Source organism: Rhizobium sp. AN6A, assembly GCF_900215635.1.
Taxonomy (GTDB): Bacteria; Pseudomonadota; Alphaproteobacteria; order Rhizobiales; family Rhizobiaceae; genus Agrobacterium; species Agrobacterium tumefaciens.
This window is the reverse complement of sequence record NZ_OCNC01000004.1, coordinates 2643587-2663549: the sequence shown is the minus strand read 5'-3', so window position 1 is coordinate 2663549 and position 19963 is coordinate 2643587. Positions and strand designations below refer to the sequence as shown.

At 58.6% G+C, this 19963-nt stretch carries 21 protein-coding genes, 1 tRNA gene and 1 riboswitch; of the genes, 12 read left to right on the top strand and 10 right to left on the bottom strand.

What is annotated here, in order from left to right:
• The first annotated feature begins 162 nt into the window (after positions 1-162).
• Positions 163-1842 (top strand): NAD+ synthase, encoded by a 1680-nt coding sequence (locus CRO62_RS25710; RefSeq protein ID WP_097102738.1) that lies wholly within the window; start codon positions 163-165, stop codon positions 1840-1842.
• A 149-nt stretch (positions 1843-1991) separates the two neighbouring features.
• Here the strand turns inward: CRO62_RS25710 and CRO62_RS25705 are convergent, their stop codons facing one another.
• Positions 1992-2369: a glyoxalase superfamily protein gene (locus CRO62_RS25705; RefSeq protein ID WP_097102736.1), complete on the bottom strand. Its 378-nt coding sequence runs from the start codon at positions 2367-2369 to the stop codon at positions 1992-1994.
• 192 nt (positions 2370-2561) lie between these two features.
• Between CRO62_RS25705 and CRO62_RS25700 the strand changes: the two genes are divergently transcribed.
• Positions 2562-3392 (top strand): TolB family protein, encoded by an 831-nt coding sequence (locus CRO62_RS25700; protein ID WP_097102734.1) that lies wholly within the window; start codon positions 2562-2564, stop codon positions 3390-3392.
• Between the two features lie 170 nt (positions 3393-3562).
• A riboswitch (cobalamin riboswitch) is annotated at positions 3563-3749 on the top strand.
• A 97-nt stretch (positions 3750-3846) separates the two neighbouring features.
• On the top strand, positions 3847-4563 hold the full coding sequence (bluB, locus tag CRO62_RS25695) for a 5,6-dimethylbenzimidazole synthase (protein ID WP_097102733.1): 717 nt from the start codon (positions 3847-3849) through the stop codon (positions 4561-4563).
• Positions 4564-4632: 69 nt separating this feature from the next.
• On the opposite strand, the gene CRO62_RS25690 is transcribed toward bluB, so the two are convergent.
• On the bottom strand, positions 4633-5736 hold the full coding sequence (locus CRO62_RS25690; protein ID WP_179784627.1) for a DUF2865 domain-containing protein: 1104 nt from the start codon (positions 5734-5736) through the stop codon (positions 4633-4635).
• Positions 5737-5894: 158 nt separating this feature from the next.
• Positions 5895-8210 carry an NADP-dependent malic enzyme gene (locus CRO62_RS25685; protein WP_003515491.1) on the bottom strand — a complete coding sequence of 772 codons (2316 nt, stop codon included), beginning with the start codon at positions 8208-8210 and terminating at the stop codon, positions 5895-5897.
• A gap of 229 nt (positions 8211-8439) precedes the next feature.
• Between CRO62_RS25685 and CRO62_RS25680 the strand changes: the two genes are divergently transcribed.
• Entirely contained in the window at positions 8440-9276 is an 837-nt protein-coding gene (locus CRO62_RS25680; RefSeq protein WP_179784665.1) for a UDP-2,3-diacylglucosamine diphosphatase, read from the top strand.
• A 244-nt stretch (positions 9277-9520) separates the two neighbouring features.
• Here the strand turns inward: CRO62_RS25680 and dgcA are convergent, their stop codons facing one another.
• Positions 9521-10504, bottom strand: coding sequence for an N-acetyl-D-Glu racemase DgcA (gene dgcA, locus CRO62_RS25675; protein WP_097102729.1), 984 nt, complete (start codon positions 10502-10504; stop codon positions 9521-9523).
• Between the two features lie 143 nt (positions 10505-10647).
• Between dgcA and CRO62_RS25670 the strand changes: the two genes are divergently transcribed.
• The 5 genes from CRO62_RS25670 to CRO62_RS25650 all read left to right on the top strand — a co-directional run bounded on the left by CRO62_RS25670 (position 10648) and on the right by CRO62_RS25650 (position 15727).
• Positions 10648-11808 (top strand): ABC transporter permease, encoded by a 1161-nt coding sequence (locus CRO62_RS25670; RefSeq protein WP_097102727.1) that lies wholly within the window; start codon positions 10648-10650, stop codon positions 11806-11808.
• Positions 11809-11818: 10 nt separating this feature from the next.
• Positions 11819-12655, top strand: coding sequence for an ABC transporter ATP-binding protein (locus CRO62_RS25665; RefSeq protein ID WP_097102724.1), 837 nt, complete (start codon positions 11819-11821; stop codon positions 12653-12655).
• 8 nt (positions 12656-12663) lie between these two features.
• Positions 12664-14034: an MCE family protein gene (locus CRO62_RS25660; RefSeq protein ID WP_097102722.1), complete on the top strand. Its 1371-nt coding sequence runs from the start codon at positions 12664-12666 to the stop codon at positions 14032-14034.
• 15 nt (positions 14035-14049) lie between these two features.
• Positions 14050-14655: an ABC-type transport auxiliary lipoprotein family protein gene (locus tag CRO62_RS25655; RefSeq protein ID WP_097102720.1), complete on the top strand. Its 606-nt coding sequence runs from the start codon at positions 14050-14052 to the stop codon at positions 14653-14655.
• A gap of 103 nt (positions 14656-14758) precedes the next feature.
• Positions 14759-15727, top strand: a complete 969-nt coding sequence (locus CRO62_RS25650) for an alpha/beta hydrolase family protein (RefSeq protein WP_097103319.1) — start codon at positions 14759-14761, stop codon at positions 15725-15727.
• Positions 15728-15751: 24 nt separating this feature from the next.
• Here the strand turns inward: CRO62_RS25650 and CRO62_RS25645 are convergent, their stop codons facing one another.
• The gene (locus CRO62_RS25645; protein ID WP_097102717.1) at positions 15752-16186 is read right to left on the bottom strand and encodes a PACE efflux transporter; all 435 of its coding nucleotides are present in this window, start codon (positions 16184-16186) and stop codon (positions 15752-15754) included.
• Between the two features lie 623 nt (positions 16187-16809).
• On the opposite strand from CRO62_RS25645, the gene CRO62_RS25635 reads away from it, so the two are divergent.
• Positions 16810-17061, top strand: coding sequence for a hypothetical protein (locus CRO62_RS25635; RefSeq protein ID WP_003515471.1), 252 nt, complete (start codon positions 16810-16812; stop codon positions 17059-17061).
• A 73-nt stretch (positions 17062-17134) separates the two neighbouring features.
• Here the strand turns inward: CRO62_RS25635 and CRO62_RS25630 are convergent, their stop codons facing one another.
• The 4 genes from CRO62_RS25630 to CRO62_RS25615 all read right to left on the bottom strand — a co-directional run bounded on the left by CRO62_RS25630 (position 17135) and on the right by CRO62_RS25615 (position 18789).
• Positions 17135-17323, bottom strand: a complete 189-nt coding sequence (locus CRO62_RS25630) for a hypothetical protein (RefSeq protein ID WP_003515469.1) — start codon at positions 17321-17323, stop codon at positions 17135-17137.
• 293 nt (positions 17324-17616) lie between these two features.
• A complete protein-coding gene (locus CRO62_RS27310) occupies positions 17617-17841 on the bottom strand; it encodes a hypothetical protein (protein ID WP_003515467.1) in 225 nt (74 codons plus the stop codon).
• A gap of 195 nt (positions 17842-18036) precedes the next feature.
• On the bottom strand, positions 18037-18288 hold the full coding sequence (locus tag CRO62_RS25620) for a hypothetical protein (RefSeq protein WP_097102715.1): 252 nt from the start codon (positions 18286-18288) through the stop codon (positions 18037-18039).
• A gap of 168 nt (positions 18289-18456) precedes the next feature.
• Positions 18457-18789, bottom strand: a complete 333-nt coding sequence (locus CRO62_RS25615) for a hypothetical protein (protein WP_097103317.1) — start codon at positions 18787-18789, stop codon at positions 18457-18459.
• Between the two features lie 446 nt (positions 18790-19235).
• On the opposite strand from CRO62_RS25615, the gene CRO62_RS27745 reads away from it, so the two are divergent.
• Positions 19236-19442, top strand: coding sequence for a hypothetical protein (locus tag CRO62_RS27745; protein ID WP_323455518.1), 207 nt, complete (start codon positions 19236-19238; stop codon positions 19440-19442).
• A complete protein-coding gene (locus CRO62_RS27740) occupies positions 19439-19675 on the top strand; it encodes a hypothetical protein (protein ID WP_323455517.1) in 237 nt (78 codons plus the stop codon). The genes CRO62_RS27745 and CRO62_RS27740 overlap by 4 nt, the downstream gene beginning before the upstream one ends.
• 134 nt (positions 19676-19809) lie before the next feature.
• Here CRO62_RS27740 and CRO62_RS25605 read toward each other — a convergent pair.
• Positions 19810-19885, bottom strand: a tRNA-Lys gene (locus tag CRO62_RS25605).
• Between the last annotated feature and the right edge of the window lie 78 nt (positions 19886-19963).

Sequence of the window (19963 nt, the reverse complement as noted above, 5' to 3'; positions counted from 1 at the left end):
AACTGTCACATAAGCGCGATGAACGCGACATGAACTTTGCGGAGTGTGGCCGGTGCGGTGATAACCTTAGCGTGAATGCCTGTTGCGGCTTCACCCCATCAAGGTGGTGCGGCATGCAATTGCCGCGTTGCGGAGCGGGCACGGGCGCGGTATTGAAAAGCCATGAGCGACAGACACGACATCAAAAACCATCTTCGAATTGCCGTCGGGCAGTTCAATCCGACTGTTGGCGACGTGGCGGGCAATCTCGCCAGGGCGCGCGAAGCACGGGCCGATGCGGCGACGCAGGGTGCCGATCTCCTGCTTCTGACCGAGCTGTTCATATCCGGCTATCCGCCGGAAGACCTGGTATTGAAGCCGGCTTTTCTGAAAGCGTGCCTGAAGGCCGTGGAAGAACTGGCGGCGGAGACCGCCGATGGCGGGCCGGGCGTCGTCATCGGTTTTCCGCGTCAGGGCGAAACGGGCCGGCACAATTCGGTTGCGCTTCTGGATGGCGGCAAGATCATCGCGCTGCGTGACAAGATCGACCTGCCGAATTACGGCGAGTTCGATGAAAAGCGTGTTTTCGCCGAAGGTTCGATCTCCGGTCCCTATAATTTCCGCGGTGTCAGGATCGGCATTCCGATCTGCGAGGAAATCTGGAACGATATGGGTGTGTGCGAAACGCTTGCCGAAAGCGGGGCGGAAATCCTGCTGGTGCCGAATGGTTCGCCCTATTATCGCGGCAAGCTGGATGTGCGCCATCAGGTGGCGCTGAAACAGGTAATCGAAAGCGGCTTGCCGCTGGTCTTCGCCAATCAGCTTGGCGGGCAGGACGAGCTGGTTTTCGACGGCGCGAGCTTCGGTTTCAATGCCGACAAGACCCTTGCCTTCCAGATGAGCCAGTTCGAGGCGACCCTTGCCGTCACCGACTGGAAACGCACCGAAGAAGGCTGGCGCTGCGAGAGCGGTCCCTTCTCGAAAATCCCTGAAGGCGAGGAGGCGGATTACCGGGCCTGCATGCTGGGCTTTCGCGATTACGTCAACAAGAACGGCTTCAAGAGCGTGGTTCTCGGCCTTTCCGGCGGTATCGATTCGGCGATCTGCGCTGCGCTTGCTGTTGATGCGCTGGGCGAAGAGCGGGTGCGCTGCATCATGCTGCCCTATCGTTACACCTCCGAGGATTCGCTGAAGGACGCAGCCGATTGCGCCAGAGCGCTCGGCTGCCGTTACGATATCGTGCCGATCGCCGAACCGGTGGATGGGTTCCTGTCGGCGCTTTCGGAAATGTTCGAAGGCACGGAAGAAGGCATTACCGAAGAAAACCTGCAGAGCCGCACACGCGGCACCATTCTCATGGCTGTTTCCAACAAGTTCGGCTCGATGGTGGTGACAACAGGCAACAAGTCGGAAATGTCGGTGGGGTATGCGACGCTTTATGGCGACATGAATGGCGGTTTCAATCCCATCAAGGACCTCTACAAGATGCAGGTCTACGCCATCTCCAGCTGGCGCAATTCCCATGTGCCGCCGGGCGCGCTCGGGCCGTCCGGCGAAGTGATCCCCGCCAATATCATCTCCAAGGCGCCATCCGCCGAATTGCGCCCCAACCAGACAGACCAGGATTCACTGCCGCCCTATCCGGTGCTGGACGATATTCTGGAGTGCCTGGTGGAAAAGGAAATGTCGGTCGAGGAAATCCTCGCGCGTGGCCATGATATCGCGACGGTGCACCGGATCGAGCATCTGCTCTATCTCGCCGAATACAAACGCCGCCAATCCGCGCCCGGGGTGAAGATCACCAAGAAGAACTTCGGCCGCGATCGCCGTTATCCGATTACCAACCGGTTCAGGGACAGGTAGTCGAAGGACGGCGTGGAGGGAGCTTGCTGGACCCCGGGTTTAGTTCGGGGTGACGGAGTGCGGATGCTGCGACTTCGCCATATATCGATGTCGAAGACGCATCATTTCCCTCCAACGGCGCGGACACGCCGCGCCGTTTCCCTATCTCGTTAAATAACCTGCCCCACATCGATGCGGTTGCCATCCGGGTCTTCGAAAACGAAGGCCCGCAGGCCATAATCCTTGTCTTGAAGACTTTTGATGATGCGAAGCCCGTGGCTTTTGCAAAGCGCGTGCAGCGCGTCGACGTCGCTGACCAGCATATGCGCCACATTGAAGGGGGCCGGTTTGTGCGTTGACTGCAATGTCAGGTGCAACTCGGCACTACCTTGTTTCAGGATCATGAAACCGACAGGGTTGCCGTTTTCGAAGGTCTTTTCAAAGCCCAGCACACGGACATAAAAGTCATGGGCCTTTTCGATATTCTTGACAGGAAGCATTGCGGCGATCCGACCGAAGCGGATGCCGTGATCGGCGATGGTATTCATCGCGGAACCTCGGATCTGGGAGAAACGGGCAGGGGTGCGGGCGGTGCCGGAACGCTGCTGTTTTTTCCTATTTGAATTTGCAGGGCGGTGCCTGCGGCAATAGGATCATAGTCACGGCGGTGGTGGATGCAAACGGAATGTTTGTGCCATTCAACGCTCCACGTCAGACGATCGACAGGCCCGGGAGGCAGCATGCGCAGTTCCATCGAAATCTTCAACATCCGCACCCGGCAGATGCGGGTGGTCTGGCAGACGCCGGAGCTGTTTGAGGCGCCGAACTGGTCGCCGGACGGGAAATATCTGCTTCTGAACTGCGATGGCCTGCTTTACCGCCTGTCACTTGCCGGCGACCCTTCGCCGGAAACGGTCGATACCGGCTTTGCGACAATCTGCAACAATGACCACGGCATTTCGCCTGACGGTTCGCTTTATGCCATTTCCGACAAGGTGGAGTTCGGCAAGAGTGCCATCTACCTTTTGCCATCGACGGGCGGAACGCCGCGGCTGATGACGAGGAACCTTCCCTCCTACTGGCACGGCTGGTCGCCGGACGGGAAAGGTTTCGCCTATTGCGGCATTCGCGATCAGGTTTTCGATATTTATTCCATGGACATAGACAGCGGCGTTGAGACACGCCTTACCCATGGTGAAGGCCGTAATGACGGGCCGGATTATTCGTCGGATGGAGAATGGATCTATTTCAACTCCAGCCGCACCGGCCAGATGCAGATCTGGCGGGTGCGGGTGGATGGCTCGGCCGTCGAGCGTATCACTGACAGCGCCTATGGCGACTGGTTCCCGCATCCGTCCCCCAGCGGTGACAAGGTCGTCTTCGTCTCCTACGACGCCGATGTCTTCGACCATCCGCGCGACCTCGATGTGCGCGTGCGGCTGATGGATATGGATGGCGGCAATGTCGAGACGCTGTTTGACCTTTTCGGCGGGCAGGGAACGATGAATTCGCCCAACTGGTCACCTGACGGGGATGAGTTCGCTTATGTGCGGTATTTTCCCGTTGGGTGATGCGGTAGGGGTGCTTCAGCCGGCGCGCGTCTGCGCGGCGAAAGGCCGCTTTTCAGCCGAAAGAGCTGAGCTGGTTGGAATTCCGGCTCAAGGCCGCGATGACGCAGGTGAGGCCACGGTCACATTGCCGCATCGCTGCGCAAGATACTTGTATTTGCAATCTTTGTTGCTCATAAGCTTCTTCGTCAGGTGCCCGCCCTTTACGGCGGGAGAATCGGGAATCCGGTGCAAGACCGGAACGTGCCCAGCGCTGTGAGGCGGATGCCCTTTTTCTTGATGCCACTGAATCCATTCGGGAAGGCGAAAGCGGGCGGATGAAGCCGAGTCAGAAGACCGGCCTGACAGGATAGACCAGACCGCGTGGACGGCGGCAGGTTGTTGCAGCAGCGCGTTGTGCAGGCGAAAACCGGAGCCGGTTTTCGTGGCAGCGCGCCAGCATTGTTGGGGATAGACGATGCCGACCGATCCACTCGCGACCAGTTCGCTCGACGGCAATGCATTCGATCACGCGCTTTCGCCCGCCTACCCGTTTTCCGAGGGGGAGCGAGAGGCGATCTACCGTGCCATCGAAACCCGCCGTGATGTGCGCGATCAGTTCCTTCCGGATCCATTGCCGGAAGATGTGGTCGAGCGCTTGCTGAAGGCGGCGCATTCCGCGCCCTCCGTCGGTTTCATGCAGCCGTGGAATTTCACGCTCGTCACTGACGGTGCGGTCAGGCAGGCAGCCTGGGTTGCCTTCAGCCGCGCCAATGGCGAGGCGGCGGCGATGTTCGAGGGGGAGCAGCAGGCGCTTTACCGCAGCCTCAAGCTTGAGGGCATCCGCAAGGCGCCGCTCAGCATCTGCGTCACCTGCGATCCGACACGTGGCGGCAAGATGGTGCTGGGCCGCACCCACAATCCGCGCACGGATGTCTATTCCACCGTCTGCGCCATCCAGAACCTGTGGCTTGCAGCGCGCGCCGAAGGCATCGGCGTCGGCTGGGTCAGCATTTTCCACGATAGCGACATTCGCACCATTCTGGAAATCCCCGACCACATCGAGATCGTCGCCTGGCTATGCCTCGGCCGCGTCGATACACTTTATACCGAGCCGGAACTGGCGGTGAAGGGTTGGCGCCAGCGCGTGCCGCTGGAGGAACTGGTGTTTCGCAATCGCTGGGGTGGGCGGTAAAGAGAAGACGCGACCGTCTTGTGAGTGAGACAGAGCGTTGCCAACTCCATACCGGGTGCTTGATAGGAGCTATTGCTGCGGCTGAATGCCCTTCAGCGCCGGGTTTTTCAGGTCGATCCGGCCTGTCTGGTCGGGCAGGAATTTAGGGCCGATGACGCGGACCTTGCTGTTGTTCGGGTCATAGTCGCGTTCCGGAACCGGTTGTTCCGGCGGTTTTGCGGCCTGCTGCAGTTCGGTGGGTTTCTGAGGGGTGTCACCTTGCGGTGATGGAATGGTCGTGATGCTGGAATAGGGTTTCTCAGCTTCCGGCCGCGCAGCCTCCTGCTGCTTCATCTCCTCGTGATAGGCGGCCATGTTGCAGGCGCAGCCTGGGGCTTTGGTTGAGGCATTTCGATAGGCAAAGGCGGTCGGCAGGTCCTTGTAGGGCTTTCCCGTTTCAGCCGAGACCATGTCAGCCGTTTCCTGCTCCGTCATGGAGTGGAAATAAAGCTCCGTCTGCGTACCCGGACACATTTTCTGGCATTGTTCGGCCTGCGCACGGAAATCGAGCGGCGAGGCATTGGAAGCGATGGGGAAAAACGAGCCGTCGCAGGTGCGCACGCACAGCGTCCGGAGCCCGCCTTCCGCAGCGGCATTGGGGTAGGGCGAAAGCCCTGCCTGTCCCGGCGGATTGCCCTGTTGGCCGAAGGCGTCGGGGTAACGTGTCACATCGGGGGCCGTCGGCTGGCGCGCTTCCGTTTCCGGAATGGCGCTGCAGCCATTGGCGTCAAGGGCGGCGAGAATGCGCTGGCGTCTGATGTCGCCATCATCGCTGCCCTGGGCCGCCATGGCATCGTCGCGGTCACGGATGATGGCATCGCGTTCGCTCTGCGCATCCGCCATCGCGTCGCTGATCTCTGCGCAGAGGTCGGCATTCGGGCTGCCATAAACGGTGACGCTTGCGGATGAACAGCCGTAACGGCGCAGATCGTTCCTGATCCTGCGAATCTCGATGTTCTGGCGGGTGAGCGCATTGGCGTAACGCCGTACCTCGGCCGTATTGCCGATGACGCGTGGAGGCTCGCGCAGTTGCGCATGGAGCGTATCGCAGACCTCATCCGCGAAAGAGGCGACCGGGGCTGTGAAAAGAAGGGGAAGCAGGAGGCCGATGATGCGGCGGTGGTGCCGGGTCAATTGTCCGTCCGTTCGATGTCTCCCTCAGCGCGGGAGGAGAGGGCGTTATACTTCACGAAATCCGTGTTTCAGGAAGATAACATAAGCTGTTGCCGCAATGCGGCAACAGCATGTTCAAAATTGCGTTAATGCGCCCGCAACATCACACCCCCACAACATCACACCGAAGGGTGCGATGCCTGCACGACGGCAAAGGCCGCCATGTTGACAACGCCGCGCGAGGTGACGCTGGGCGACAGGATGTGGGCGGGAAGTGCCGTGCCAAGCAGGATGGGGCCGACATGCAGGCCCTCCGTCAGCGTGCGGGTGACGCCGAGCGTGATGTTTGCGGCATCGAGGTTCGGGAAGACCAGCAGGTTCGCTTCGCCGGTCAGCACGCTGTTGGGCATCGCGCGCTTGCGCAGCGCTTCCGAAAGTGCCGAGCCGCCCTGCATTTCGCCGTCCACTTCCAATTCGGGTGCCGCTGCCTGCACGATCTTCAGGGCGCGGCGCATCTTGCGGGCGCTTTCCGAATCGCGCGACCCGAAATTGGAGTGGCTGGCGAGCGCGATCTTCGGCGTGATGCCGAAGCGGCGGATTTCCTTTGCCGCGAGAATGGCCATTTCAGCCACTTCTTCGGAGGTCGGATCGTTGTTGACGAAGGTGTCGGTGAGGAACAGCGCGCCCTGCTGGGTGATGAGCAGGCTGAGGCCTGCGAAAGAGCGAACGCTTTCCTGCTTGCCGATGATTTGGTTCACGTCGCGCAGGTGCCGGTCGTAACGGCCTTCCAGACCGCAGATCAGCGCATCCGCCTCACCACGCTTCACCGACAGCGCGCCGATGACCGTGGAGTTGGTGCGCACGATGGTGCGGGCCGCCTCCGGGTTGATGCCGGCGCGGCCGACGAGGGCGAAATAATCATCGACGTAGTCGCGGTAACGCGGATCGTCTTCGGGATTGACCACCGCAAAATCGGTATTCGGACGGATGCGCAGGCCGAAGCGCTTCAGGCGCGTTTCGATGATCTGCGGGCGACCGATGAGGATCGGGATGCCGGTGCCTTCTTCCAGAAGCACCTGTGCGGCGCGCAGCACGCGTTCGTCTTCGCCTTCAGCAAAGATGATGCGCTTCTTTTCGGCAACCTTGGCGGCGTTGAAGACCGGTTTCATGATGAAGCCGGAACGCCAGACGAAGCGGTTCAGCTGGTCGAGATAGGCTTCGAAATCGCTGATCGGGCGGGCGGCGACACCGCTTGCGGCGGCAGCACGGGCAACGGCCGGCGCGATGCGCAGGATGAGACGCGGATCGAAAGGCGAGGGAATGAGGTAGTTCGGGCCGAAGATCGGCGTTTCGCCGCTATAGGCCTTGGCGGCGACTTCCGAGACTTCCTCGCGGGCAAGCTCGGCAATGGCCTGCACAGCGGCCATCTTCATTTCCTCGTTGATCGTGGTTGCGCCGCAATCCAGCGCGCCGCGGAAGATATAGGGGAAGCACAGCACGTTGTTGACCTGGTTCGGGAAGTCCGAACGGCCGGTGCAGATCATCGCATCCGGGCGGGCAGCACGGGCCACCTCCGGCATGATTTCCGGATTGGGGTTGGCAAGCGCCAGGATCAGCGGATTTTCCGCCATGCGCTCCAGAAGTTCCGGCTTCAGCACGCCTGCCGCCGAAAGACCGAGGAAGACATCCGCGCCGTCGATCGAGTCGGCCAGAACCCGCTTGTCGGTCTTCTGCGCGTAGACTTCCTTCCACTCGTCCATCAGCGAGTTGCGGCCGTCATAAACCAAGCCCTCGATATCGTGGACCCAGATGTTTTCTTTCTTTGCGCCCATGGCGACAAGCAGGTTGAGGCAGGCAAGGGCTGCCGCACCGGCGCCTGACGCAACGATCTTGACGCTCGAAAGCGATTTTCCGGCCAGTTCCAGCGCGTTGGTGACGGCGGCGGCGACGATGATCGCCGTGCCGTGCTGATCGTCGTGGAAGACGGGTATGTTCATCTTCTCGCGCAGCTGGCGCTCCACCTCGAAACATTCGGGCGCCTTGATGTCTTCAAGGTTGATGCCGCCGAAGGTGGGTTCCAGCGCTGCGATGGTGGAGACCATGTCGTTTATGCCGGGCGCATCGATCTCGATATCGAAAACGTCGATGCCGGCGAATTTCTTGAAGAGGACGGCCTTGCCCTCCATAACAGGCTTGGACGCAAGCGGGCCGATATTGCCAAGGCCAAGCACTGCCGTACCGTTGGAAATCACTGCAACGAGATTGGCGCGGGCGGTATATTCCGCTGCCATTTCCGGATTTTCATGGATGGCGAGGCAGGGGGCGGCGACACCCGGCGAGTAGGCAAGCGCCAGATCGCGCTGGTTGCCAAGGGGCTTGGTAGCCTGGATTTCCAGCTTGCCGGGGCGCGGGTAGCGGTGGAAAAAGAGCGCCTGTTCCTCGATGTCGGCCTTTGCCGTGTTGGCGGGCGTGTTGTTCTTATCGTGAGAGGTCATGTCTTCCACCGTCATGTCTGGTTCAATTCCGGCCCTCTGAATACAACAAACTTTCCCATGGTACAGCCGTTATTTGCCGCCCCCTCATGCAAATGCGGGCATGGCTTATTCGCGTTTTCGTGATGCCATCAGTCATATTCCATATAAAAACCGGCCATTGTCATGTTGCTGCAACACGAGTCTGGTTCTGAGAGGGAAGAAAGCCGCAGGGACGCAACCGAACAAGGGGATTAAATCCGTGGCCGGTCAAATTGAAACCAGACAGTTCAGAACGCTTTTCATTTCGGATGTCCATCTCGGTTCCAAGGCGGCCAAGACGGATTTTTTGCTCGACTTCCTGAAACATCACGAGGCCGATACGATCATCCTGGTCGGTGACATCATCGACGGCTGGCGTCTGCGCCGCAGCTGGTACTGGCCGCAGGGCTGCAACGACGTGGTGCAGAAGCTGTTGCGCAAGGCCCGCAAGGGAACACGTATCGTTTACATTCCCGGCAACCACGATGAATTCCTGCGCGAGTTCCCGGGCATGCATTTCGGCGGTATCGAAGTGGCCGAGCGCATGATCCACGAGGCGGCAGACGGCAAGAAATATCTCATCATCCATGGCGACGAGTTCGATGTGGTGGTGCGCAATGCCCGCCTTCTCGCCTATCTCGGTGACTGGGCCTACGACGCGGCGATTGCAATCAACATCGCCATTGCTGCGGTGCGCCGCCGCATCGGCCTGCCTTACTGGTCGTTTTCGGCCTGGGCCAAGCTGCAGGTCAAACACGCCGTCAACTTCATCGGCGAATTCCAGCGTGTGGTCGCCGACGAGGCGCGCCGCAACAATGTCGAAGGCGTTATCTGTGGCCACATTCACCATGCGGTGATGGAAGACATGGATGGCATCCGCTACATCAACACCGGCGACTGGGTGGAAAGCTGCACGGCGATTGCCGAAAATGCCGATGGCACTTTCGAGCTGATCACCTGGATGCAGACAAGCGATGTCCCTGAACGCACATCGGACGAGATGGAACCGGTTGATATTCCGGGGCTGATTGGCAAGCACGCGGCCTGATTGGGGTTGGTTCAACAGGCAGGGCGATCCCTAAGCGCGGGATGGCTCAGCTTTCTGTCGTCATCCTTGGGCTTGTCCCAAGGATCTGCAACCGATTGATTTCGCGCGACGTGGATAGATCCTCGGGACAAGCCCGAGGATGACGTCGAGTGTGATGCAAGGCTGGTCATGCAGTTTACGTGATACTGCAAAGATTGTTGCGATGTGCGGCGTAGTGCTTTCACACGAAACCCGAAGACGGCTCTTATCCCCACAACTCCGGCTGCGGCGGATAAACCAGCGAACCCTCGTAAACGAGGCCCGGCTGCCGGTCCTGCCTGAGAATCAGCGGGCCGTCGAGATCGGAGAAGGCGGCTCCCTGGGCGGCCAGAACGGCGGGAGCCATGCCAAGCGAGGTGCCGAGCATGCAGCCGACCATGATGATGAAGCCTAGCCGCTCCGCCTCTGCCTTCATGACAAGTGCTTCCGTGAGACCGCCAGTCTTGTCCAGCTTGATGTTGATCGCATCGTAACGGTCGCGCAGGTCGGCGAGGTCCCTGGTGGAATGCACGCTTTCATCGGCGCAGATGGGGACCGGGTGGTCGATGCGGGCCAGGATGGCGTCCTTGCCGGCGGGAAGCGGCTGTTCGATGAGCGCGATGTTCAGTTCCGCTGCAAGTTTCAGATAATATTCGATATTATCGTCGTTCCAGCCCTCATTGGCGTCGATGATGATACGCGCGTCAGGTGCTGCGGTGCGCACGGCCCGCAGGCGCGCCTCGTCATCCGCCGTTCCGGTCTTGATCTTCAGCAGCGGGCGGCCAGCGTTTTCCGCCGTTTTCGCCGCCATGGTCTCGGGGTCGGCAAGCGAGATGGTATAGGCGGTAACGAGCGGTTTTGCCGCGTGTCCGAGACTATGTTCGGCAGCACTTTTGCCACTCATCTTGGCTTCGAGGTCCCATAGTGCGCAATCCACTGCGTTGCGGGCGGCGCCGGGTTTCATCACCTGCTGCAATTCCTGCCGTGTCAGGCCGCCGGCAATCTGCTCAGCCATTGCTTCGATATCGGCGACAACGCCTTCGATGCTTTCGCCATAACGCGGATAGGGCACACATTCGCCAATGCCGGTAAAGGAACCATCGCGGATGGTGCACGTTACGACATCCGCATGCGTCCGGGTGCCGCGTGAAATAGTGAAGCTGCCAGCAACGGCGAAACGTTCTGTTGTGGCTTGAAGGTAACGGGGCATGTTTTTTCACTTCCTAACAGGCGTTAAAAGACACATGACGCCAAATTTATCGCGAATTGTCGGCTGTCACTGTGGCTTGCCGAAGGCCAAACCGTTATGAAACCTTTAAGAATCTCGTGACGGCTGCACTCGCTCGGAGCATTATGCAAGAACAGGATATACGGCAACAGGCGAACCCGGCCGCAATCACCGAAGACGGCGCCGTCTCCGGCGGCGGCCAGCGGTATGCCTTGAGCGGTTCCTGGCGCAACAGCAATCTTTCCGGCATTTTTGCACGCCTCGAAAACATCGAGAAAAGCGGCCCTGCCGGTCCGGTGGAGATCGATCTTTCCTCGGTGGAGGCAATCGACACGACCGGCGCCTGGGTCATCCGGCGATTGCGCGAAGATATGGAAGCGAAGGGCGTTACCGTCACGCTTACCGGAAACGAGCGAATCGAGGATCTGATCGGCCAATTGCCGGATAAAGCGGCGATGGAGGGTGAGCCTGCCGCCAAGGTGGGACTTGCCGAACGCTTCTTCTCGCCGATCGGACAAGCTGTCGTCCAGAATGGTGCGGATTTCCTCGCGGGCATGTATATTCTGGGTTCTGCCGTGCGCGGCGCGCAGATGAAGCTCGGGCGCGGCCGTGGCGTCTCGCCGGCGGCCATCGTCAACCAGATCGACCATATGGGCGTGCGCGCCGTGCCGATCATCATGCTGATGTCGTTTTTGATCGGCGCCATCATCGCCCAGCAGGGCGCCTTCCAGCTGCGGTATTTCGGCGCGGAAGTTTTCGTCGTCGATCTCGTCGGCATTCTGCAATTGCGAGAAATCGGCGTGCTTCTGACCGCGATCATGATCGCGGGTCGCTCCGGCAGTGCGATCACGGCGGAAATCGGCTCGATGAAGATGCGCGAGGAAATCGACGCGCTGAAGGTGATCGGTCTCAACCCTGTCGGCGTGCTGGTGTTTCCGCGTCTCGTGGCGCTGACAATCGCACTGCCGCTTCTGACCATCCTTGCCAATTTCGCCGCACTTTTCGGCGCCGCCATCGTCACGCTTCTCTATTCCGGCATTACCTTCGAAGTGTTTCTGTCGCGTCTGCACGGCGCGGTCGAGGAATCGACCATCGCCGCCGGCATGATCAAGGCGCCGTTCATGGCGCTCATCATCGGCATCGTTGCGGCGGTTGAGGGTATGAAGGTCGGCGGTTCGGCGGAATCGCTCGGCAAACACGTCACGTCGTCGGTGGTCAAATCGATCTTCGTCGTTATTCTGGTGGATGGCCTTTTTGCCATCTTCTACGCAGCCATCGATTTTTAAGGAGGGCGCGTTGGAAACTTTGGACCAGAAGCCGCAAGAGACAAAAACTGCAAAGGACGGCCGTGAGACGGTTCTTTCCGTCGAGGGTGTGACTGTCGGTTTCAACGGCAGGAACGTGCTTGAGAATCTCGATCTGGACGTCTATCGCGGTGAAATCCTTGGCTTCATCGGCCCATCCGGCGCGGGTAAATCCGTCCTGATGCGCGCGATCTTGAGGCTTCTGCCACGCCAGGCGGGTGCAATCCGCATTCTCGGTACCGATTACGACAAGGCCGGCGAAGACGACCGCATGATGCTCGACCAGCGGCTCGGCGTGCTGTTCCAGCAGGGGGCGCTGTTTTCCGGCCTGACGGTGAAGGAAAACATCCAGCTGCCGATGCGGGAATATCTGGACCTGCCGAAAAAGCTGATGGACGAGCTTGCCTATCTCAAGATCGAGATGGTGGGCCTGAAGCCCGATGCGGGCGACAAATACCCGTCGGAGCTTTCCGGCGGCATGATCAAGCGTGCGGCGCTTGCGCGCGCGCTGTCGCTCGATCCCGACCTCGTATTCCTCGATGAGCCGACATCCGGCCTCGATCCCATCGGGGCGGCGGAATTTGATATGCTGATCGCGCGCTTGCGCGATTCGCTCGGTTTGACCGTGTATATGGTGACGCACGACCTCGACAGCCTGTTCTCCGTCTGCGACCGCATTGCGGTGCTTGGGCAGAAGAAGGTGCTGGTGGAAGGGACCTTGCAGGACATGTTTGCCTGTGACGACCCCTGGGTGCAGTCCTATTTCCGTGGCAAACGGGCGCGCTCTGTCGTTCTTCCGGACGACAGACACGAAAATCCGGTGGAGTAACAAGAAGCATGGAAACCAAGGCGAACTACACCATAGTCGGAATTTTCACGCTGATCGTGATCGCCGCCGCATTCGGCTTCGTTTACTGGATGGCGGAATTCGGCCGGGGTGGACCGACGGCGCAGCTCGTGGTGCGTATTCCCGGCTCGGCAAACGGCCTTTCCGTCGGCTCTCCGGTGCGCTTCAACGGCATTCCTGTCGGCACGGTGCGCGGTCTTGCGATCGACCGTGACGATCCGGCCTATTCCATCGCCTTTACCGAAGTGCAGGCGGACGCGCCGGTTTTCCCTTCCACCCGCGCGGTGCTTGAAATTCAGGGCCTGACGGGCGCTGCCTATATCGAGCTTTCCGGCGGCAACAAGGATGGTGAGCGCATTCTGCAGAAATCGGTGGAAAGCGGCGTTCCCGCCGAGCTGACGGCCGATCTTTCCAGCGTCACCAACCTTCTTGCCACCGCCGACAAGATCCTGAAACGTGCCGATGGCGCTATCGGCGAATTGCAGGGTTTCGTGCAGGATGCCCGTGGGCCGCTGACGCAGACGGTGCGTAACGCCGAGAAATTCTCCGATGCGCTGGCCGCCAATTCCGATGGTATCAAGAGTTTCATAGCCAGCCTCAGTTCGCTTTCCACGACCGTTCAATCGGTCTCGGTGCGCCTGGACAGCACGCTGACCGCTATCGAAGATTTGGTTAAGGCGGTGGATGCCGGCAAGATCGATTCCATCCTGTCTAACGTCGACAAGGTGACGAAGGACGTCGCTTCCGCTTCCAGCGATATTCAGGGCATCATGGAAACGGTGCAGAGCACGGCGCGCAACTTCGAGGCGGCAAGCACGGAAGTGCAGACGGTGGTGAAGCGCGCGGATGAGCTCTTGGCGTCGGTCGATCCCGCAAAGGTCAGCACCGTGGTGGGTGATGTTTCCGCAGCGACTGCCGATGCGCGCGATGCCGTGGCGAACTTCAAGCGAATTGCCGACGATGTCGGCGCACGCCGGGCCGATATCGACCAGGCCGTCTCCGATTTCACCGAGATGGGCCGCAAGCTGAACCTTGCCTCAAGCCGTGTCGATGGCATTCTTGCCAAGGTGGACGGCATGCTTGGAACCGACGATGCCAATTCGCTGTTTGCAAAGGCGCGCGAGACTTTGACCTCGTTCAAGGCCGTGGCCGACAATCTCAATGCCCGAATCGGGCCGATTGCCGAAAATCTGACGCGCTTCTCCAGTTCGGGCCTAAAGGATTTCCAGGCGCTCATCGGCAGCACGCGGCAGACGGTCGACAATCTCAACAATGCGATCACCAATATCGACCGCGATCCGCAGCGGTTGATTTTCGGCGGCGAAACCGTGAAACAATATGACGGCAGAACAAGGCGCTAAAAGGGGTATGGGCCAATGACACGATTGATGAACGGCCATAAGCGCCGTGCCCTGCTTCTGGCTCCGCTGCTTGCGGCTGCGATGGCGGGCTGTGCGGGAACCCCATCGAACGATACGTTCGACCTTTCCGTCTCTTCGGCGACTGTGACGCAGGGGCCCTCGCTCAAAGGCCGGCAATTGCTGATCGCCGATCCGACGGCGCTGAAAGCGCTTGATAGCGAGAACATCGTGGTGCGCCTTTCCGGCTCGGAAGTGCAATATCTCGGCAATTCGCAATGGAGCGACCGCTTGCCGCGCATGGTGCAATCCAAGCTGGTGCAAGCCTTCGAGGATACCGGCAAGCTCGGTGGCGTCGGCCGGCCGGGGCAGGGGCTGGCGATCGATTACCAGGTGGTCAGCGATATTCGCACCTTCGAAATCGATACGGCAAAAAACACCGCCGATATCGAGATTTCGGTGAAGCTCTTGAACGATCGCAACGGCACGGTAAAGGCGCAGGAAGTATTCCGCGCCAGCGCACGCGTCAGCGGTTCCGGAAATGCCAATTTCGTCAAAGCGCTGGACCAGGCCTTCGCCGCCGCCACCCGCGAAATCGTGGCCTGGACGCTGAAGTCGCTCTAAGTCTTCACGACGGTCATTTCCGCTACAAGAGATTGCTCTATGTTGCGGGTGAGGCCTGTTGGTGACGGCCTTGCATTCAATGTTTCCGATCCGCGGGTCCGTCATGCGATTTTTGGTATTTCTTTGCCTTTCCCTTGTCTCCGCCATATGCGGAACAGGCACCGCTCTGGCGGCCGGTCTTCGGTTGATCGAGATTCCCTCAGCAGGCGGCAAGCCTTCAATGAGGGCGGCGGTGTGGTCGCCCTGCGCGGCAACTCCGGTGGAGATCCGCATCGGTCCCTTCGTTCTGCAAGCGGTGCGTGATTGCCCTGTTGTCGATGGGCAATATCCGCTCGTCATCATCTCCCACGGTTTCGGCGGTACGTATTTCAGCCATCGGGATACTGCGGCGGCGCTGGCGGATGCCGGTTTCATCGTCGCGGCGATCAATCATCCCGGCGATAACGCCATTGACATGAAGCGGGCAGGCGATCTTTCCGCGCTGACCGAACGACCGGCCGATATCGTCCGCCTGCTCGACCATATGCTGGCGAACTGGAGCGATGCCCGTTTTATCGATGCCGGAAGGATCGGGGTGTTCGGATTTTCGCGCGGCGGTTATACGGCGCTGGTGCTTGCCGGCGGCGTTCCGGATTTTCCAAATACCGGATTGCCGTGCCCGGATGGGCAGGCGGCGGTGTGTGCTCAGATGCTGGAAAGGTCTGCTTCGCCTGAGGACCGGGTCTACGATGCGCGGGTGGAGGCTGTGGTTGTTGCAGACCCCCTCAACGCCTTTCCAGGGCGGGCCGATCTGCGAGATATCAAAATCCCCGTTCAGCTCTGGAGTTCAGAGCGCGGCGGCGACGGTGTGGCGCCGGAGGATGTTTTAGGGCTGCGCGACGACCTGCCGGCAAAACCGGACTATCAGACGGTGAACGGGGCAGGGCATTTTTCGTTCATAACACCTTGCCCTGCCGAGATGGAAAAAGCCCTGGCCCAGATATGCGGCGATATTCCGGGGTTTGACCGGGCGGAGTTTCATCGTCGACTGAACAGCGAAGTCATCCGCTTTTTCACGGCTTCGCTACGCTGACGCACAGGCCGGTGCCGCAGTCGATCAGACGGCGTCCTGCGACTGCCATTCCGGCAGCGGGAAAACCCGGTCGTAGCCCCAGTTGAAGACGAAGGCATAGACCACGTAGAACAGCGCAAACGAGATATCCATCACCAGCGCCTGGGCAAGGCTGATGCTGAGATACCAGGCGATGAAGGGCATCAGCACGATCAGCAGGCCCAGTTCGAACAGCAGGGCATGCGCGACGCGGATAGCAGGCGTCTTCAGCGTCGTGCCTTTCAGGCGCTGCATGGCATGGTCGAAGCCGAGATTGTAAAGATAGTTCCAGGCGGTGGCGAGCGTGGCGCTGACGAGGCCGACAATGCCGATATCTTCCATCGGCATGTGAAATACGAATGCACCCAGCGGCACGACCAGCAGAAGGCCGATGATTTCGAAGCTGAGAGCGTGGCGGATACGATCGGGCAGGGAACGCAATTTATTCTCCGGTATGTGACCGGGCCGTCCCGCATGCTGTCGCCATAATGGCCGAGGTCGTCCTCTCGCAAAGCCATATAGCGGTTTCGGGCAAAATTTCAAGCCTTGGGTCATGGTTTGGTTTGGGAGCGCTCTTCTCAGCGGGAGCGGGATGAGGCGGCGAGGCTTCCCCTTCATCCGACTATTCGTGCCACCTTCTCCCCGGCGTGGAGACGAAGCACGCGGCGGTGCCTTATCTTTTCAATTGTCCGCCGTTTCGCCGCTGCGGAACAAGAACGGTGTTTTTTCGTTATCGCTCATGGAAGGAGGCGTGCCATGCAGCATAATTCTCCAGATGGACGAACGATAAAGGCCGCAAACGCGGCACAGGCCACGACTTACAAGCCTAGCCTCATTTCCCTGAAGGGAAGTTATGTGGCGATGATATTCCGCAGGCCGCTTTGCCAAAATCCGCTGGATCTGCGGAAAAAATAAAAGCGACACGCCTGACCCATTGCCCCATGGCCGACCGATGACGACTGCCGCAATGACATTTAACTTTAGATGTCTCTAAAGTGTGATTTTCAATCCGGACCGTCTCCCCTTAGATTGGGAGATCGCCACGAAAGCGAAGGGAGAATGACATGAAATCAGTTCTCATTATCGCCGCTGTACTTGGTTTTTCCGCCAGTGCAGCGTTGGCGGAGTGCGCAGGTCATGAAAAGATCAACGCTTCCGTTCCTGCTGTCGACCGTGAATTCAAAACTGCAAGCATCGTTCCGCCGACGGATCCGGTGGACAAGCCCATCGTCATACTGAAAAAGACCGATCGCCTTCCGGCGGCAACGGTTGCGACGACTGGCGAACCCGAAGCCGCAATGCAACGCATGCAATAAGAGAAGATAATGATCGCTTCATTCTGAAAATCCCGTGTGTGAGGTAATCCGCACGGGATTTGTTTTTCGCCATCTAGCTGTCGAGTTTCAGCGACAATTGCTTCGGGCCTTCGTTCTTTTTCAGCACGTAGAGCGGCCGGGCGATGATGACTTCCGTTCGCCGCTGCAATTCCCGTCGTCTCTCGAGCGCGCGCTCGCGCATATCGCGGGAGCGGGCGACTACGGATAGGGCATTTTCTATGGTTGCGTCTGCTGCGTTCATCGCTGACCTCCATAATGTTCACTTTATGTTCTCATTATTGGTCGCTTATGTCAACACTGTGGCAGCGATACTCAAGGGGCAGCTGAAATGCCCTGGAGATGGTCTGTGACAGGGACACTACTGGCTGCGTCGAGGGGGCAGCTTCGCCTGGAGCGTTTTTTCCCCTCGCGCTTGCGACGGAGCGTCGAACGCCCTTGCGGGCGCGACGGGGATACTCCGGCCAGCTCAATCGATTCTCGGGATGCTTTGGCAATCATGCCGGGTGCTGATCAGCTCCGGCGGGCGGGAGGCTATCAGGACAGGGGGCGTTGATCCGGTACGGTTAGGCCGGGAAGCAGGTCACTCAGATGTTCACTGGCGAGCGCGACGATGGCAAGCGCGGCCTGCTGGCGGTTCCAGCCTGCGTCTTCCGCTTTTTCGATCAGCCCTTGAATGGAAGGCTCCAGCGCGAACTGGCACTCGGCCTGATAGTCCATGGTATCGATAGAAAGCGATGGAGAATTAATTGCGGCCCGCATCGTTTGGTCTCCCTGTTTTCCGCCATGCCCGTCGTTAAGCGACGCTCAAATCGGAAACATGCACATTCAGAGGCCTATGATATCGGGCAGGCCCGTATATCAATGGCAGCGAATCCCCCAGCAGGCGGGACGTTAACGGTAAGTCTCGATTGCTGTCAACGAACGTCCGGTAGCGACGGCGCCGTCTTACCTATTTCAGAGCCTTCCGTTCCGAAAAGGTTTTCGTCTCCAGACCAGCAATGCCATGACATAAAGCGCAAAAAGCACGAACCATGTGACGGGCAGCACCATGAAAAGCGCCGCATAGGCACAACTTCCCTCGAAACAGGAACCGAGAAATCCGGAATCGGCAAGCGTCCCCGACAATAGAAACGCACATACGCCGCTTCCGACTGCGCCGAGGACGAAAAGCAATATGTTGACGATCAATCTCATCACGCCAATCATAGGCATGATTAAGACCGCTTTGCGGAGCGGGTGGCGCTGCCGCGCTGATATTTCGTCGTTTTAGTTGCTCTGTTGCAAAACCGGCGTTGCCTGAGCGGCTGATTTTTTGAAGGCCGCTTGTTGGTGCAGGCCCCGCCATGATCGGGCAGGGCCGTTATTGCCGGATTCTTACTCGGTGATGGTATATTCGCCGAGTTCGCAGAGGTTCTGCGTATCCTCGAGGTCTTCCAGCTCATCGCCCTGGAATTCGAAACGCATGTCGTATTTGCACACGCGGCGGCCATCGGCGATGGTGATTTCCATCGTTTCGCCCGGACCAAGCGCCTTCTTTCCGAAAACGTCGTCTTCCCAGTCATCGACGCCGACCGGCGAGGTGTAGAAGGCATTGAGAACGGAGTTCGTTCCGTTCTTCAGCGAAAAGACGAGGTCGTCCGCCTGCGCCGTACCAGCAACCGTCAGCGCAGCCCCGAAAAACACCGCCGTTACCCATTTTGATGTCATGATATCCCCCTTTTGCGCCATCGCTCTGGCTGGGCAATGCATACAACCAAACCAGTGGCTTGCAATGCAAACTGCGGGTTTTGGTTAAATTGCGAAGGGTTCGTTATGGGTAACTTTTCGAGGTATCCAGTCTATTTTAAATATTATAAATATACATACATAAATATTCGGTATTTTTGTCTGTCTTTATAATTTTATTTCATAATATAAATATATTATTTTCTGAATTCGGAGTTATTTTGTTATTTTTAATTATTATTTTTCATTTATGTTGAGTATTATTTTGATTTATTTATAATTTTTCCGTGTTTATTTTGTATTTTATGATTTTATATATCAATTGCTGAATCGGCGAAGAGTTTTTACTGACAAAAATATTTTTTCAAAAATGACGTTAACTGGTGGGATGGGCCAGGCTGATCGCTTTCCGACAGAGGATAATGGATTTGATCAAGCGTTCGTTTTCATTCTTCTGCGGCCTCAAGCTGCCGGGTATCGTGGCACTGGCCACCCTTTACGCGGGTTTTCTGACGCAGGCTTTGGGCCAGTCGCGGGTCTGCAACGATCCTGCTCCGGTCAGCAACCTCAACGAAATGTTCGATGCGATTTACGCATGCTGGGTGCCGCCGGAAGACACGGGGGGCTTGTCGTGACGCTGCAGTTCATTCTGCATAAGGATGGGCAGATAAGGGGCAAGGTGGTCGTCACCGCCGCGCGCCCGCAGGAAGACAGTCCTAGACGGCAAGCCTTTATCGATTCCGCCATCGACGCGGTGAAGCGGGCAGCGCCTGTTCCTTTCACCCAGGAATTCGGAAGCCGTATTGCCGGGCGACCCTTGGGGCCACGTTTTATCGGGACAAAAATCATACCCGAAACGAAGTTGTAGGTTTTCTTGGGAGGTGGGGCCACTGTCGTGGCCGCATGTTTAGGCGCGCCGAATGCGGACTGTTTTTTCAGTCCTCGGCGCTGAAGGCGATGCTTTAACTTAGCACCGCAACGTCTTGTCATTTTTGAAGAATTTGGTGGGTGATGTAGGGCTCGAACCTACGACCCGCTGATTAAGAGTCAGCTGCTCTACCAACTGAGCTAATCACCCGACCGACACCGTGTGGCGGTGTGAGGGGGGCTATAAAGGGGAAGTTTAGGCTTGTCCAGCGCGGAAATGAAATTTCTT

Excerpts from the sequence above, each read along its gene's own strand:
- CRO62_RS27310 (WP_003515467.1), bottom strand. The coding sequence starts at position 17,841 with ATGCGGGCCGCAATTAATTCTCCATCGCTTTCTATCGATACCATGGAC.
- CRO62_RS25650 (WP_097103319.1), top strand. The coding sequence starts at position 14,759 with ATGCGATTTTTGGTATTTCTTTGCCTTTCCCTTGTCTCCGCCATATGC.
- CRO62_RS25685 (WP_003515491.1), bottom strand. The coding sequence starts at position 8,210 with ATGACCTCTCACGATAAGAACAACACGCCCGCCAACACGGCAAAGGCC.
- CRO62_RS25655 (WP_097102720.1), top strand. The coding sequence starts at position 14,050 with ATGACACGATTGATGAACGGCCATAAGCGCCGTGCCCTGCTTCTGGCT.
- CRO62_RS25620 (WP_097102715.1), bottom strand. The coding sequence starts at position 18,288 with ATGATTGGCGTGATGAGATTGATCGTCAACATATTGCTTTTCGTCCTC.
- CRO62_RS25660 (WP_097102722.1), top strand. The coding sequence starts at position 12,664 with ATGGAAACCAAGGCGAACTACACCATAGTCGGAATTTTCACGCTGATC.
- bluB (WP_097102733.1), top strand. The coding sequence starts at position 3,847 with ATGCCGACCGATCCACTCGCGACCAGTTCGCTCGACGGCAATGCATTC.
- CRO62_RS25710 (WP_097102738.1), top strand. The coding sequence starts at position 163 with ATGAGCGACAGACACGACATCAAAAACCATCTTCGAATTGCCGTCGGG.
- CRO62_RS25700 (WP_097102734.1), top strand. The coding sequence starts at position 2,562 with ATGCGCAGTTCCATCGAAATCTTCAACATCCGCACCCGGCAGATGCGG.
- CRO62_RS25635 (WP_003515471.1), top strand. The coding sequence starts at position 16,810 with ATGAAATCAGTTCTCATTATCGCCGCTGTACTTGGTTTTTCCGCCAGT.
- CRO62_RS25705 (WP_097102736.1), bottom strand. The coding sequence starts at position 2,369 with ATGAATACCATCGCCGATCACGGCATCCGCTTCGGTCGGATCGCCGCA.
- dgcA (WP_097102729.1), bottom strand. The coding sequence starts at position 10,504 with ATGCCCCGTTACCTTCAAGCCACAACAGAACGTTTCGCCGTTGCTGGC.
- CRO62_RS25670 (WP_097102727.1), top strand. The coding sequence starts at position 10,648 with ATGCAAGAACAGGATATACGGCAACAGGCGAACCCGGCCGCAATCACC.
- CRO62_RS25615 (WP_097103317.1), bottom strand. The coding sequence starts at position 18,789 with ATGACATCAAAATGGGTAACGGCGGTGTTTTTCGGGGCTGCGCTGACG.
- CRO62_RS25630 (WP_003515469.1), bottom strand. The coding sequence starts at position 17,323 with ATGAACGCAGCAGACGCAACCATAGAAAATGCCCTATCCGTAGTCGCC.